Raw genomic sequence first — 14,553 nt, 5'->3', positions numbered from 1 at the left:
ATGCTTTTCCACGCTGACAGCGGGCGCCGGCAAAGCCGGCAACAGTGGCGTGATGACTCAGCAAAAATCCAGCACTTCCCCCGCCAACACGCCCGCCCAGCCCGCCGCCGGCAAGGGCATGCCCGCAAAAAACCCGCAGCCGCAAAAGCCGTTGACCGGCCGGCAGCCTGACCTCAAGGATGCGTCGGTCGAGGCTTCACTGGAGTTGCCGCGCGACCGTGACCAGGCCAGCGACATGACCAGCGGCCAGACCAGCCCGCTGATTGAGCAGGCAGCGCAGGATGTCAAGGACGGCCTGAAGGACACCAGCAAGGCGCCGGAAATGGACCGGACCTACAAAAAGCTTTGAAGGTTCGCGGGCGGATTCGGGTCTTGCAACGCGCAGCGCGCTGCGCCGAAAAAAGGCAGCGCAAGCCCCGCAACCGGCGCGCACCGGAGGCTTTCAGTTAAATTAGCCTCCTATGTCGCCCCTCTCCCCCCTTCGCAAAGCGAGCAGCCCGAGCTTTTCTCCCCGGGAATTCCGTGCCTCGCTGGCCATGTTTGCCACCGGCGTGACCATCGTCACCGCGCGCACGCCGGCCGGCGTGCTGGTCGGCCTGACCGCCAATTCATTCAATTCGGTGTCGCTCAACCCGCCGCTGGTGCTCTGGAGCCTGTCGCAGGCCGCCAGTTCGATGGCTGCGCTGAGCACCGGCTCGCACTACGCCATCAACATCCTGGCAGCCGACCAGAAAGAGCTGGCCGAGCGCTTTGCCAGCCGGCGCGAAGACCGCTGGACGGATGTGGCCTTCACCGAAGGGATTGGCGGCGCGCCGCTGCTCGACGGCGCGGCCGCGACCTTTGAATGCTTCAACCGCAGCCGCTACGAAGAAGGCGACCATGTGATCTTTGTCGGCGAGGTCGAGCGCTGCAGCCACCGCGCCGGCGCCGCGCCGCTGCTGTTCCACGGCGGCAGGTTTTACACCGAGCATCCGCTCTGAGCTGCGGGCGCTGCTGCCCTGATTGACCCCCGCTCAGGGGCTGGTTGACAGGCTTTCCCGGCCCCTGGTCACATCGGCCAGCCACGACTCCAGCTGCTGCGCGCTGATGGGCTTGGCAAAGTGAAAGTTGAAGCCGGCGGCGAACGCGGCCTGCTTGTCCCTGGGCTGGCTGTAGCCGGTGACCGCCGCCAGTACGGTGTTTTCCATGCCGGGTATCCGGTGCAACTGCCGCGCCAGCGTATAGCCGTCCATGTCGGGCAGGCCGATGTCGAGCAGGCAGATGTCGGGCTGGACCTGGTGCGCGCATTCAATGGCGCTGGCCGGGTGGAACTGCACGAAAACCTCGTGTCCCAGCAGTTCGACGAACATGCCCAGCAGCCGCGCGGCATCGACGTTGTCATCGACCACCATGACGCGCAGCGATTCGCGGGCCGGCGGCAAGGCCAGGGCATCGCCAGCATCGAAACGGCGCGGCCCGTCGTCCTGCGGCAGGCGCGGCAGGCGCGGCAGGACCATCGTCAGCTCACTGCCCAGTCCGGCCCCTTCGCTGTGCAGCCTGACCGTCCCACCATGCAGGTGAACCAGGCTCTGGACCAGGGCCAGGCCGATGCCCAGCCCACCCTGGGTGCGGTCGGAGGTTCTTTCGCCCTGGGTGAACAGCTCAAAGGCGATGGCTAGCAGCTCGCGGGACATGCCGATGCCGTTGTCGCGCACGCAAACCGTCAGGTGGCTGTCGTCCTCGACCACGCGAAGGGTGATACGACCCCCGTCGGGCGTGTACTTGACGGCGTTGTTGAGCACATTGGCCAGCACCTGGACCAGCCGCATCCGGTCGCCCGAAACCAGGCTGCGCCCCGGGGACAGCTGGATGTCCAGATGCTGCGCTTTGGCCTGCAGCAAGGGCCTGACCTGCTCGACCGCCTCGGTGACGAGGCTTTTCATGTCCAGCGGATTTTTGTCCAGCGTGACCTGGCCCCAGGTGACGCGGGATACATCCAGCAGATCATCAATCAGGCGGGTCATGTGCCGGGTCTGGCGTGAAATCACTTCGCTCAATCGCGACAGCCCTTCAGGGTCCAGCGTGCCCGTGGACAGCAAGTGCGCAGCCGTCGCAATCGGCGCCAGGGGGTTGCGCAGTTCGTGGGCGAGCATGGCCAGGAACTCGTCCTTGAGCCGGTCGGCCTGCAGCAAAGCCTCCTGCGCCAGCTTTTGTTCATGAATATCGGTGCAGGTACCCATCCACCGGACAATGGCGCCTTGCTCGTTGCGAATCGGCAGGGCCCGGCCCAGGTTCCAGCGGTACTGGCCCGAGTGGTGGCGCAAGCGGTATTCGATTTCGTAGGGTTCGCCGGTGGCCAGACTGTGCCGCCAGTTTTTGGCCGCCTGTAGCTGGTCCTCAAGATAAAACAGCTTCTTCCATCCCTCCCCGACCGTCGAGTCCTTGGGAACCCCGGTGTAGTCGTACCACTGCTGGTTGAAGTAGTCGTGGTAGCCGTCGGGACGCGTGGCCCAGACGATCTGCGGTATGGCATTGGCAATGGTGCGGTACTGGGTGACGGTTTCGCGCAGCGCGGCTTCAACCTTGACACGGTCGCTGATGTCCATCTGGGCAATGACGGAGCCGATGATTTCTCCGTCAATGTTGCGTACCGGCGCGCCGCAGTTCAGGATGGTCCGGCGAACGCCGGGTTCGCCGAAAGGTTCTATCTCGACGGTGTCGCGCGGCGCTTCCTCGCCTTGCAGGGCGCGGGCCAGCGCCCATTCGTGCGCTTCAAGCTGGCGGCCATGCCGGGCCGAGCCGTCGGCCCACCAGCCTTTGCGCTCAGCGTAGCCGGCAATGCTTTCCGACGCCGGATGGTCGCCCCAGAGCTGGCGGCTGGCCGGATTGAAGCGCAGGGGTTTTCCGTGCATGTCCGCCATAACGATGGCCACCGGCGCGGCTTGCAGCAAAGCGTTCAGCTGCTGGGCCGTTTCCAGGGCGCTGCGCTTGCTTTCCCGCAATGCGTCCTCGGTGCGGACATGCTCCGTCACGTCGTTGCCTTCAATGAAAATGCCGTTGACGATGCCATCCGGGCCGGTGATGGGCTGGAAAATAAAATCCACGAAATGCTGCTCGAGCGGCTCGCCGGCTGGCTGCGAAATGATGACCGGCATCCTGTTGCCGATGAAGGGCTGGCCCGTGGCATAGACCTGATCCAGCAGCGCGACATAGCCCTGGTCTTCAATGCCCTGGACTGCCTCACGGAATGTTTTGCCGACCAGATCCTGGCGCCCCGCCAGCCGAAGGTAGGCGCTGTTGGCCAGTTCATAGACATGGCTGGAGCCGTGCACCACGGCCATGAAACTCGGCGCCTGTTCAAACAGGCTGTAAAGCCGACGGGTTTCCGCCTGCCGGTTTTTTTCCGCCAGCACCTTGGCCGTTGTTTCCGTCAGGTTGCAGTACAGCCCGGCAACCGTGCCGTCCGGGCCATCGACAGGCGCATACGAAAAGCTGAACCAGGCCTGTTCGTCCGCACCCTTGCGTCGCAGGGTAAAAACAGCATCTTCAAAATAGACAGGCTCGCCGGACAATGCCTGGTTGACCAGCGGTTCGATCTCGGCCCGGATTTCGGCCCAGACCTCGTACAAAGGCCGGCCCAGCGCCGCCGGGTGCCTTTCTCCGAGGATGTCCAGGTAGGCATCGTTGTACAAAAGGCTCAATTCCGGACCCCAGGCCAGAAACACCGGCGTTCTGCAGTGAAGCATGAGGCCGGCCACCGTCTTGAGCGACTGCGGCCAGGAAGCAGGACTGCCCAGCCCGGAGGTGGACCAGTCATGCGCCCGCATCTGGGTTTGCACAATGCCAGCACCCTTTAAAAAGCCGGTTGATGCTTTGGATGGGTCAGCCAAAATTTGATTTCTTTAAATAATTCCAGACCGTTACATCGTTGCATGCTAATGCAATCAAGCAGCAACCGCTAACATTTGGTCGCTCAAAAATTGTTACTGTTTTGCAGCGGATGGCCTTGACGACGCCCGATAGACCGCGCAGTCAAAGCAGCTATCGGCGGCGCAGGCAGCAGGCCTGAATGCTTCTTTGAAACCGGCCAGGGCACCCCCGGTTGCGCGTCAAGGCTCTCTTGCATCAAACTGCCGAGCGTCTGGCAGGTTATCTTCCCGTCATGACAAGCTATATCCAGGTTCCCGCCATGTCGCTTCGTTCCGCCTTTCCCGCCCTTGCCTCGGCGCTGCTCTTCGGCGCCAGCACGCCCCTGGCCAAGCTGCTGGCCGGCAACATGCCACCCTTGCTGCTGGCCGGCCTGCTCTACCTGGGCAGCGGCCTGGGACTGGGCATGCTGCTGCTGTTGCGGCGCCTGCGCGAGCGCCTTCGCGGCCAGCCGGTCACGCGGCTGCACATTGCGCGCGCCGAGCTGCCCTGGCTGCTGGGCGCCATCGTCGCGGGCGGCCTGCTGGGGCCGGCGCTGTTCATGCTCGGCCTGGCGCAGACCAGCGCCGCATCGGCTTCGCTGCTGCTGAACCTCGAAGGCATGCTGACGGCGGTCATCGCCTGGCTGGCTTTCCGGGAAAACGCCGACCGCCGCATCGTCCTGGGCATGCTGGCGATTGCGCTGGGCGGCGTGCTGCTGTCCTGGGAGCCGGGCGGCGCGACGTTCTCGCCCGGCGCCCTGCTGATCGCCGGCGCCTGCCTGTGCTGGGCGCTGGACAACAACCTGACGCGCAAGGTGTCGGCCAACGACGCCCTGCTGCTGGCCTGCCTCAAGGGCTTGCTGGCCGGCATGGGCAACACCGCCATCGCCCTGTCCGGCGGCGCGGTGCTGCCGGCCGCGCCGGCCCTGGGCTATGCCGGCGTCGTGGGTTTCCTGGGCTACGGGCTGAGCCTGAGCCTGTTCGTGGTGGCGCTGCGAACGCTGGGCAGCGCGCGCACCGGCGCCTACTTTTCGGTCGCGCCTTTGTTCGGCGTGCTGGTTTCGCTGGCCATCTGGCCCGACATGCCGGGCCTGCTGTTCTGGACAGCGGCGGCGCTGATGGGCTTTGGCGTCTGGCTGCACCTGAGCGAGCGGCATGCGCATGTACACACGCACGAGCCGCTGCGGCACAGCCACGCGCACCGGCACGACGCGCATCACCGGCATGCGCATGATTTCGCCTGGGATGAAAAATCGCCGCATGCGCATGAACACCAGCACGAGGCGCTGGCCCACAGCCACGCCCACTACCCGGACATTCACCACCGGCATCCGCACCCGCATTGAACGGCCCGTGTCAATTGCTTACGCCCGGGCGCTGGCTTTTTCAACCGTATTGGCGCAATATTTTTCATGCAGCTTCAGCCAACGCCCTCCGTCAACTACCCCACCCTAAAGGGCGGAGCTTGAGGAGAAATCCAAAAAGCTGGGTTGAAACAGGGAAAGCGGTAACCAACCCGCTACGTTAGCAGCAGGTCGTTAAGACGCACCAGCGAATGCTTCCTCAGTTCGCTGCTCTGCAAGGCTTGGAACATGCAGACCAAAGGTAAAGGGTCGAAGGTCTTTGTCGCTACTCGCAAGGGTAGGAGCCGGTTGCTGACATTCCCGAGGGGAGATTTGCCGAAAGGCTTACGTCACAAGGCCCGTAAGGGCAGAAGGATTTGAAATGGCAGTGTTTGTTTTAGATAGAGGCGCCAGGCCACTGATGCCGTGTACCGAGAAGCGGGCCAGACTGCTGCTCGAACGCGGGCGGGCGCGAGTACACAAGGTCATGCCGTTCACGATTCGCGTCGTTGACCGCGAAGCCGAAGACTGCGAGTTTCAGGCGCTGCGCGTCAAACTCGATCCGGGCAGTAAAACCACCGGAATCGCTTTGGTGCGGGAAACGGTGGCTAACGGGGTGGCCGTGGTCAACTTGTTTGAGCTGGTGCATCGTGGCAAACAGATCAGCGAAGCCCTCATGGCACGGCGTGGGCACCGCAGACTGCGGCGCAGCAAACTTCGCTACCGTGCGCCCCGGTTCCTGAACCGAGGCAACCAAAAGTCAGGCTGGCTGGCCCCGAGCCTGCAACACCGGGTGGATACCAGCATGGCTTGGGTGAATCGGCTCCAGCGTTTGGCCCCGGTATCTGCCATCAGCAGTGAGCTGGTGCGCTTTGACATGCAGGCGCTGGAGAGCCCTGAAATTGAAGGCGCACAGTACCAGCAAGGCACCTTGGCGGGATACGAAGTCCGGGAGTACCTGCTGGAAAAGTGGGGCCGGACTTGCGCCTACTGCGGTGCCAGGAACGTGCCCCTGCAAATGGACCACATCCACCCGAAGTCGAAAAACGGCTCAGATCGCCTCAGCAACCTCACGCTGGCTTGCCAGTGTTGTAACCAGAAAAAAGGAGCGTTGCCCGTTGCGGTGTTTCTGGCCAGGAAGCCGGAACTACTCAAACGTATTTTGGGACAGGCCAAACGGCCACTCAAGGATGCTGCAGCGGTGAATTCCACCCGTTGGGCCTTGGTAAATGCCCTCAAAACTACGGGCTTGGTGGTTGAAACCGCATCCGGTGGCAAAACCAAATTCAACCGAAGCCAGTTCAACATTCCCAAGACCCATGCGCTGGACGCCGCTTGCGTGGGGGAGATGGGCGGCATCACTGACTGGCAAAAGCCGACCCTGTGCCTTAAGGCTATGGGCCGCGGAAGCTATCAGCGCACCCGGCTGGACAAGTGCGGCTGCGTGCGCGGTTATCTGACCCGTTCAAAAAGCATCCAAGACTTTCAGACTGGCGACATGGTGAAAGCCGAAGTCACCAAAGGGAAAAAGACCGGTAGCTACACCGGGCAGGTGGCGGTTCGCGCCAGCGGCAGTTTCAACATCCAGACCAGCAGCGGTTTGGTTCAAGGCGTCTCTCACCGTTACTGCACAGTGGTGCAGCGCGGCGATGGATATGGTTATTCACTGGTGGCAAAAACGGACGCAATAGGTACGCCACCAAAGTCAAGGATGCTACGCATCCCGCGCTCTACCTCCTCGGCCTGAAGGCCGAGGTTTCACGCGCATTTCGATGAAAAAACACCCCCTTGCCCCCTCTCAGGAAGAAATCGAACTCAAGCTGGCTTTGCCCACGTCCGGCCCGTCCGGGCTGGCAGGCCTGGCCAAGCGGCTCGCGCAGACGCCCGTGCTGGCGCGCCGCAAAGCGACGCGCCAGCAGCTGCACAACATCTACTACGACACCCCCGGGCAGCGCCTGCACCAGAAGCGTGTCGCGTTGCGGCTGCGGCGCGTGGGCAGCGACGCGAACCCGTCATGGCTGCAGACCCTCAAGATGGGCGGCCGCAGCGACTCGGCCCTGAGCCAGCGTGGCGAATGGGAGCTGCCCGTGCCCGGCGCCGAGCTGGCACGGCAGGCGCTTGAAGCCACGCCGTGGTCAGGCCTTGACCCGGACGGCAGCGTGTTCAAGGCGCTGGCGCCGTGCATCGTGACCACTTTCGAGCGCACCAGCTGGACCGTGCGCAAGCGCGGTGGCAGCATCGTCGAGGTGTCGCTGGACATCGGACAGGTCGTGGCCGGCGACAGGCGCGCCCCCATTTGCGAGCTGGAACTCGAACTGCTCGCGGGGCAGCCGGCCGCGCTGTTCGACATCGCCCGGCAAATCGCCCGCAGCGTCGCGGTGCTGCCGCTCAACGCCAGCAAGGCCGAGCGCGGCTATGCCTTGCTGCAGGACGCCCAGAACCTGCCACTGCGCGCCCAGCCGCCGCCGCTGACGCGGGGCATGGCCCTGCCGGTGGCCGCGCAGTGCGTGCTGCGCGAAATGTTCGGCCAGTTCACCAGCAACCTGAACACGCTGACCCGCTCGGACGACCCCGAGGTGGTGCACCAGGCCCGCGTCGGCTGGCGGCGTTTCAGGAGTGCGTGGCGGCTGTTCCGGCCCGCGCTGGCAGCCCATGGGGCGGCGCCCGCCTGGCAGTCGCTGGAGCCGCTGCTGATGTTCGTGGGCGAACTGCGCGACCTTGACGTGGCCCTGAGCGAAACCCTGCCGCCGCTTGCGGCCGCCTACACGGCAGGCAATGCGCAGCGCGAAGAGAAATGGCAGGCGATGCTCCAGGCCTTGACGCAGACCGCCCTGCTGCAGCGCAAGTCCGTGCGCCATGCGCTGCAAACGCCTGCCGTCGGCGCGACGCTGCTGGCGATCACGCAATGGCTGGAACAACTGCCTGCAAGCAAGGGGCCGGACAATGCAAAAGCCGACCTGAAAATATCCCTGCGCCGCTGGGCCAGGCAGCGCATCACGCGCCTGCACAAAAAGATGAAGCTGGCGCTTGAGGACACCGCACATCTGGAGAGCCAGCACCGCGCGCGCATTCTCTCGAAGCGGCTGCGCTACGGCATCGAAGCCCTGCGCCCCCTGCTGCCCCGGCGGCAGGCCGAGCGCTGGCGCGCCAGGGCGACCGCGCTGCAGACCGGCATCGGGGCGACGCGCGACATGGCGCAGGCGGCGGGGCTGGCGGCCCGCCTCGAAGCCGACCCGGGACTGGCCGAATTCCTGCGCGGCGTGGCCGCCGGGCAGCCAGGCCCGCGTTGACCGGCCAGCCGCTCGAAATCGAGCCACTTTTGCATCATTTCACCTGATTAGCTACCTGGCTCAGACACGCACTCCCCGCGTCATTCCCGCGAAGGCGGGAATCCAGCCGGGCTTGGGCATGTGGCACTGGATTCCCGCCTTCGCGGGAATGACGGTTTTTATTATCTGAGGCAAGTATCTAATCAGGTCATTTCGTGCCCTTGCGCACGTCCAGCTTGCACAATAAGCTATCAAAACAATAGCATCAAGATGACCCGGCAGCAGCGTGTGCCGAACGCTGGTCAGCAGTCCCTGGCGACGGGGCACACGACTGGAATGGCCGGTTTTGTGCATTATTTTGGCGGGCAGCAAAAATCGCCTGGCGGTTCAAGCTCTTGTAAGCGTTTTCATGTTAACTTGACAAAACGCGACATTTTTCGACAGTCTGCTGATGATTTTTCAGACTTTGAACACACGGTTTTTCAAGACGGCACATTTTTGCCAAAATAAAAAAACAGGAATTCCATGTTTTCAAACCTGAGTCGCAGACACTGCCTTCTGGGCGCCGCAGCCTTGCTCCTGGCAGGTTCATCCCATGCGCTGGAGGCCCCCAAAGGAAGGGTTGTTTTGTCCATTAGCGGCAACATCGAGTTCAAAAACGCCGGCGACCACGCCGACTTCGACATGGACATGCTGGCGGCCTTGCCCCAGCACAGCTTCACGACCAGCAACCCCTGGTACAAAGAGGCGAAAAAGTTCACCGGACCGCTGTTGCGTGACGTGCTGGCCGCCGCTGGCGCGCAGGGAACAACCCTCAAGGCCGTGGCGTTGAACAATTTCAAGGTCGAGATTCCCGTCACGGATACACGGCAGTTCACGGTGATCCTGGCGCGCCTGATGAACGACCAGCCCATGGCGATCCGGGACAAGGGGCCGCTGTTCATCATCTACCCGTTCGACACCGACACCGAGCTTCACTCGGCGCGCTACTACAGCCGATCGGCCTGGCAGCTTCGCACCCTTGAAGTCCAGTGACCGAAGCCCGCAGGCGCGCGGTGTCATCGGCCCGCTGGGCGCGGGCCGTGTCAGTCGTTCTGATTGCAGTATTTATGGCGATAGGCTGGGTACAAACGCGCCAGAGCAAACAGATCGACAGCACGATCTTCTACAACGAAGAGAATATTTCCTGGGTTTTCTTCCAGCTTGAACAGGAGTTCCTGGCGCTTCGCGACAGCCTGCGCCAGGCAGAGCGCTACCCCCGGAACATCAAGCCCGAGGCACTGCGCGAGCGCTACGAAATTTTTGTCAGCCGCGTCTCGCTGGTGCAGTCCATGCGGATCAGCCCCTTTGTGGCGCCTCTGCCAGAGCATGGGCGCACCGTGAGGCTGATCAGGCAATTCATCGCTCGCGCCGATGCTTTCCTTTCAGAAAATTCGCACCCGGCCCTGACACCGGAAGTGATCTTGCAGTTGTTGAGCGAGGCGGAGCCGCTTGGCGAACCCATCCATGACATGTCCTTGCTGACCACCGAGGTCATGGTGAAAACCATCAGCAATCGCAACGCCGCCGCGCGCGAACAAGTTCATATCAGCATTGCGTTGACCATCTTTCAGGGCTTGCTGACGCTGGCTTTCGCGGCCCTGCTGATTCGCCAGGTTCGTTCGCTTGAAAAGCGCAGCCATGAGCTGGGACGGGCCACGGACGAAATTCTCCTGCTCAACAGCGAACTTGAAGAACGGGTACGCCGGCGCACCGCCCAGCTTGAAGCGGCGAACCAGGAACTCGAAGCGTTCTCCTATTCGGTTTCGCACGACCTTCGTTCTCCCTTGAAAACGATTGATGGATTCAGCCATTTGCTGGAGCGAATCATCGGGAACAAGGCTGGCGACAAAGGAACGCACTACCTGAACCGGATTCGCACCGGAGTGCGGCAAATGGGCGAACTGATCGATGGCCTGCTTTCCCTGGCCCAGCTGTCGCGCGACAGGCTGCAGATCGACCAGGTCGATCTGACCGCCATCGCCAGGCGCCTGGCGCAGGAGTGCCAGGAACGCGATCCGGACCGCCAGGCGCAAATACGCATCCAGGACGAGATGCTGGTCACTGGCGATGGGCGCCAGCTGCTGGTCGTGATGCAGAACTTGCTGGGCAATGCCTGGAAATTCACGTCCAAGCGCCCACTGGCACAGATCGAAGTTGGCAGCAAGGCGGGAGCCGCCAACGAAACCGTCTATTTCGTCAAGGACAATGGCGCCGGTTTTGACATGGCTTACGCCGAGAAGCTTTTTGGCACCTTTGAGCGGCTGCACTCGCCTTTGGATTTTGCGGGAACCGGCATCGGCCTGGCCACCGTCAAACGTGTCATCGAGCGGCATGGCGGCCGAGTCTGGGCCGAAGGCAAGGAAAGCGAAGGCGCGGTGTTCTATTTCACGTTGAACGCTGATCGTTAGGCGCCGCACAGCCCTGAAATTCGATAGACAACACCCCGATACCCCATGCCTTTGCGATTCCTGGCGCTTCGCGCGATCACCCTCTACCAGCGCCACCTTTCGCCATCCAAGGGCTTTTCCTGCGCCTACCGGGTTCACACCGGATGCCAAAGTTGCTCCGTCCTCGGTTACCGGGCCATTCGCCGCTTTGGAATCTGGCGCGGCCTGGGAACCCTGAGAAGCCGATTCGAGCGTTGCCGCGCCGCCCACAAGCTGCATCCAGCCTTTCCCAAGGTGCCAAAAGGCCAGGCCGGGTTCTGCGATGCGTCCTGCGATCTGCCGTGCGACCTTGAAATGCCTGACTGCGATTGCCCTTGCGATTGCCCTTGCGATTGTCCGGGCGACTGTGGCGACTGGAGTCGGTCCAAAAAATCAGGGAAGGAAGAAAAGCCTGTGTACATTCCGCCCAGGGCGGTGCGCGGAGGCCGGGTTCAATGAAAGGGTGGCGAAGACTCGGGCCGCAATGAATTTCAAGCATCATTCAGGCCTTCCGCGCACACTGCATATGCGCAGACAGCTACTAAATCAATAGCAATCAACCCGCCACAAGCCGCCCATCGACCAGCTCGATGATGCGGTCGCAGCGCGCGGCCAGGCGCGGGTCGTGGGTGACGATCAGGCAGGCGCTGCCGTGGTCGCGGTTGAACTCGCGCAGCAGGCCGAACACCTCGTCGGCCGACACCGTGTCCAGGTTGCCGGTCGGCTCGTCGGCCAGGATCAGGCGCGGCCGCAATGACAGCGCGCGCGCTATCGCCACGCGCTGCTGCATGCCGCCCGAGAGTTCGCCGGGGCGCTTGTATTCGGCGCCCTTGAGGCCGACGCGGGCCAGCAGTTCGCGCGCGTTGGCTTCGGCCTCAGCCGTGGCGGTGCCGTGGGCGATGATGAACGGCAGCAGCACGTTTTCCAGCGCGGTGAAGGCCGGCAGCAAGTGGTGGAACTGGAACACAAAGCCAATGGTCGCGCCGCGCAGCTGCGTCAGGCCCGCGTCGTCGAGCGACTGCGTGAATTGCCCGGCGATTTCCAGCGTGCCGGAAGTCGGCCGCTCCAGCAGGCCGATGATGTTGAGCAGCGTGCTCTTGCCCGAACCCGACGGCCCCTTGAGCGCGACGAACTCGGCGGGCTGTAGGCTCAAGGAGATGCCGTGCAGCACCTCGGTTTCGACCTCCGTGCCGACGTTGTAGCTGCGGCGGATGTCGGCCAGGCGCAGGATGGGGGCGGGTGGGGTGGTCATGCGTCTTGTATTGTGATGGCATGAGTTCTGATGGCTAAGCCTCGACTTGCGGTATCTGAAGCTCGTCGCTGCGGGACTGGGATGGGTCAGAAGCTGGCTTTTGAGCCTTGGGAATCGGAAGGCTGCTTGAGACTACAAGCCGACTTTCAAATTTCCAGACAGTGGTCGTTCAATCGGGATAGGAGAGCATCAAGCAGTATGCGAGAGCGCGACAATGCACTTCTGTAAGGCTCACTCCTTGGGCTTCAGAGAGGCCGGCAAGCTTGCATCGATGTCTCTAGGGTCGTTTTGCATCACATCTTCGTCTCGGCATCTAATGTCTCGCACGAGATGATCTCGACGGTACACGCGAACACCTGCTCTCGGGCCATATGCACCAGTTCGATCTTCATTCATGCTCTCCGTTGATCCAAGTTGCAAAGCTGAGTAGACGGAATACAGGTATTCACCAACTGTGAAGCTAATCGATGATTCATACCCACCGTGGCTCCATAGTTGGAAGTCCTTTACGAACACGCCGATTGGTGCAATTTTCTGTGTTGGAAAAGTCAGGTCTGCTTTCTTTGGCGTGCCGTACTTGTACTGCAAATAACCAAGGTTCTCGCCGAGTTCCTTGGAGCCACACAACGAGATAGTCTTGCTCGCTGCCCGGCAGCTAAAGTAAACGAACTCATCCGACGAGCAGAGGCTTTCGGAAGCTAGTCCGGACTGAGCCAGCCCGAGCGTTAAGAGCGTAAGGCCGGCCAATTTGAGGATGCATGCCATAGGATTTCCCAGCGTTTCATGTTGTTTTACTATAGACAGACCAGTGGACCACGCACCTGAATGTCATTTCTCGCTGCAAGCCGGTTGTCTAGCCGTGTCCCTACCACCGCGCCTTCACGCCCGAATCGCCTGCACCGGGTCCATGCGCGCCGGTATCGCCGCCGCCGCCAGACCCACGCCGCAGGCCACCACCGACGCCAGCAGCACCAGCATCGGGTCCAGCTGCGCCGAAAACAGCGAGCCGCCGTCGGGGCTTTTGAAGACATGCGAAAACACCACCAGCAGGCCGAAGGCCAGCGCCGAGCCAGCACCGAGCCAACACCCAGCTAACGCCAGTCGTTCCCCGGAATGGTCCGCTTCATGAACGCGTCAAACATGGGCACGGTGAACGCCGTGTCGCCGTGATTGGGGCTCCACACCATGCCCTTGGCGATCAGCGAACTGCGCGTCGGGGCCAGTGATGAAACATTCGCGGCATAGCAGGCCGCAATATCGCCTGACCTGTGCGGCCCCTCGCCCAATTCGGCCATTGCACGGAGGTATTTCTTCTCCTTGGGCGTCAGCCGGTCGAAACGTACCCGGAAAAAGCTCTCGTCCATGGCCGCTATCGCCGTCACCGAAGCGGCAGTCACCGCATCCAGATCAATCGGAGAGGCCTTCGCTGCCCGCCAGGTGTGGCTGCCCCACTGTTGTAAAAAATAAGCGTAGCCCTGGGTGATTTGCAGAATCTGGCTCAAGGCCTCGGGCGTGATGCGAACACTTTCGTCACGCAGCGGCTTTTCTATCGCAAGGCCGGCAGCTTGCGGAGGAAGCGGTCCGATGGTCGGAAAATCGAACAGCCGCTCCGCGTAGGACTTGGCATTGCCCATCCGGCCACGCAACTGGGGCAAGCCGGCGCCCACCAATACAACGGGCAACCTGCGCTGCTCGGTGCGGTGCATCGCAGTGATGAGGGCCGCCAGCTGCGGCTCTTCGACATACTGCAACTCGTCGATGAAGATGGCCAATGCAGTGTCAGCCGACTTCGCCGCCAGGCCGACTTGCTCGAACAGCGCCTGCAGATCATGCTCAAGGTCACCGTTGTCTGCCAGGCCGGGTTCGGGGGCGTAGTCGATGCCGACCTCGATGTCGCCGAAAGTGACCTTGAGCTTGCTGGCGAACCCCGCCAATGCACGCAGCCCGCGCACCGCGATCTCCTTGGCGGCCTCAATCTGGCTCAGGCGCAAGAGCGCCTGGCGAAGTTGCGGCGCAAGCAGCGCTGGAAGGGAACGCCCTTCAGGCGCCTCGATTCTGACCGTGTGGATGCCGGCCGCCTCGGCATCTTCACGTACGCGATCAAGCAGTACCGTCTTGCCGACGCCGCGCAGTCCGACCAGCATGGCACTCTTGGCCGGGCGCCCAATCCTGGCGCGCTCAAGTGCTACGCGAAGTGACTCGCGCAATTCATCACGGCCGGCAAGTTCCGGCGGCGGGGTGCCAGCACCGGGGGCAAAAGGGTTTCGAATAGGGTCCATGAAAATAAGTTTATTGCAATATTATGAAAATTACAATAATTTGATAACTTATCAA

General features: G+C 62.4%; 14 protein-coding genes. 9 read left to right on the top strand and 5 right to left on the bottom strand.

The window, feature by feature from the left end; all coding sequences use genetic code 11:
* The first annotated feature begins 52 nt into the window (after positions 1–52).
* Together ABLV49_RS00470 and ABLV49_RS00465 are read left to right on the top strand one after the other, a co-directional pair.
* On the top strand, positions 53–349 hold the full coding sequence (locus ABLV49_RS00470) for a hypothetical protein (protein WP_349279647.1): 297 nt from the start codon (positions 53–55) through the stop codon (positions 347–349).
* A gap of 112 nt (positions 350–461) precedes the next feature.
* The gene (locus tag ABLV49_RS00465; RefSeq protein WP_349279645.1) at positions 462–980 is read left to right on the top strand and encodes a flavin reductase family protein; all 519 of its coding nucleotides are present in this window, start codon (positions 462–464) and stop codon (positions 978–980) included.
* Positions 981–1,013: 33 nt separating this feature from the next.
* Here ABLV49_RS00465 and ABLV49_RS00460 read toward each other — a convergent pair whose 3' ends face one another.
* Positions 1,014–3,818, bottom strand: coding sequence for a PAS domain-containing hybrid sensor histidine kinase/response regulator (locus ABLV49_RS00460; protein WP_349279643.1), 2,805 nt, complete (start codon positions 3,816–3,818; stop codon positions 1,014–1,016).
* A 350-nt stretch (positions 3,819–4,168) separates the two neighbouring features.
* Between ABLV49_RS00460 and ABLV49_RS00455 the strand changes: the two genes are divergently transcribed.
* The 7 genes from ABLV49_RS00455 to yidD all read left to right on the top strand — a co-directional run bounded on the left by ABLV49_RS00455 (position 4,169) and on the right by yidD (position 11,426).
* Positions 4,169–5,233: a DMT family transporter gene (locus tag ABLV49_RS00455; RefSeq protein WP_349279641.1), complete on the top strand. Its 1,065-nt coding sequence runs from the start codon at positions 4,169–4,171 to the stop codon at positions 5,231–5,233.
* 379 nt (positions 5,234–5,612) lie between these two features.
* A complete protein-coding gene (gene iscB, locus ABLV49_RS00450) occupies positions 5,613–6,977 on the top strand; it encodes an RNA-guided endonuclease IscB (RefSeq protein WP_349279639.1) in 1,365 nt (454 codons plus the stop codon).
* 25 nt (positions 6,978–7,002) lie between these two features.
* Positions 7,003–8,520 (top strand): CHAD domain-containing protein, encoded by a 1,518-nt coding sequence (locus ABLV49_RS00445; RefSeq protein WP_349279638.1) that lies wholly within the window; start codon positions 7,003–7,005, stop codon positions 8,518–8,520.
* A gap of 249 nt (positions 8,521–8,769) precedes the next feature.
* Entirely contained in the window at positions 8,770–9,009 is a 240-nt protein-coding gene (locus ABLV49_RS00440) for a hypothetical protein (RefSeq protein WP_349279636.1), read from the top strand.
* Between the two features lie 117 nt (positions 9,010–9,126).
* A complete protein-coding gene (locus ABLV49_RS00435) occupies positions 9,127–9,534 on the top strand; it encodes a molybdopterin-dependent oxidoreductase (protein ID WP_349279634.1) in 408 nt (135 codons plus the stop codon).
* Positions 9,531–10,949 carry a sensor histidine kinase gene (locus tag ABLV49_RS00430; protein ID WP_349279632.1) on the top strand — a complete coding sequence of 473 codons (1,419 nt, stop codon included), beginning with the start codon at positions 9,531–9,533 and terminating at the stop codon, positions 10,947–10,949. Before ABLV49_RS00435 ends, ABLV49_RS00430 begins: the two co-directional genes overlap by 4 nt.
* A gap of 45 nt (positions 10,950–10,994) precedes the next feature.
* A complete protein-coding gene (yidD, locus tag ABLV49_RS25975) occupies positions 10,995–11,426 on the top strand; it encodes a membrane protein insertion efficiency factor YidD (protein ID WP_415838121.1) in 432 nt (143 codons plus the stop codon).
* Between the two features lie 97 nt (positions 11,427–11,523).
* On the opposite strand, the gene ABLV49_RS00425 is transcribed toward yidD, so the two are convergent.
* The 4 genes from ABLV49_RS00425 to ABLV49_RS00410 all read right to left on the bottom strand — a co-directional run bounded on the left by ABLV49_RS00425 (position 11,524) and on the right by ABLV49_RS00410 (position 14,498).
* On the bottom strand, positions 11,524–12,219 hold the full coding sequence (locus tag ABLV49_RS00425) for an ABC transporter ATP-binding protein (RefSeq protein WP_349279630.1): 696 nt from the start codon (positions 12,217–12,219) through the stop codon (positions 11,524–11,526).
* Positions 12,220–12,450: 231 nt separating this feature from the next.
* On the bottom strand, positions 12,451–12,984 hold the full coding sequence (locus ABLV49_RS00420; protein WP_349279628.1) for a hypothetical protein: 534 nt from the start codon (positions 12,982–12,984) through the stop codon (positions 12,451–12,453).
* Between the two features lie 114 nt (positions 12,985–13,098).
* Complete coding sequence (locus ABLV49_RS00415; protein WP_349279626.1) at positions 13,099–13,260, bottom strand: hypothetical protein; 162 nt, start codon at positions 13,258–13,260, stop codon at positions 13,099–13,101.
* Between the two features lie 50 nt (positions 13,261–13,310).
* Positions 13,311–14,498, bottom strand: a complete 1,188-nt coding sequence (locus ABLV49_RS00410; protein ID WP_349279625.1) for an ATP-binding protein — start codon at positions 14,496–14,498, stop codon at positions 13,311–13,313.
* Positions 14,499–14,553 lie beyond the last annotated feature (55 nt).

The organism is Polaromonas hydrogenivorans (genome assembly GCF_040105105.1).
Classification (GTDB): domain Bacteria; phylum Pseudomonadota; class Gammaproteobacteria; order Burkholderiales; family Burkholderiaceae_C; genus Polaromonas; species Polaromonas hydrogenivorans.
The sequence above is the reverse complement of the archived record's forward strand: the minus strand, read 5'-3'. Positions and strand labels throughout refer to the sequence as shown.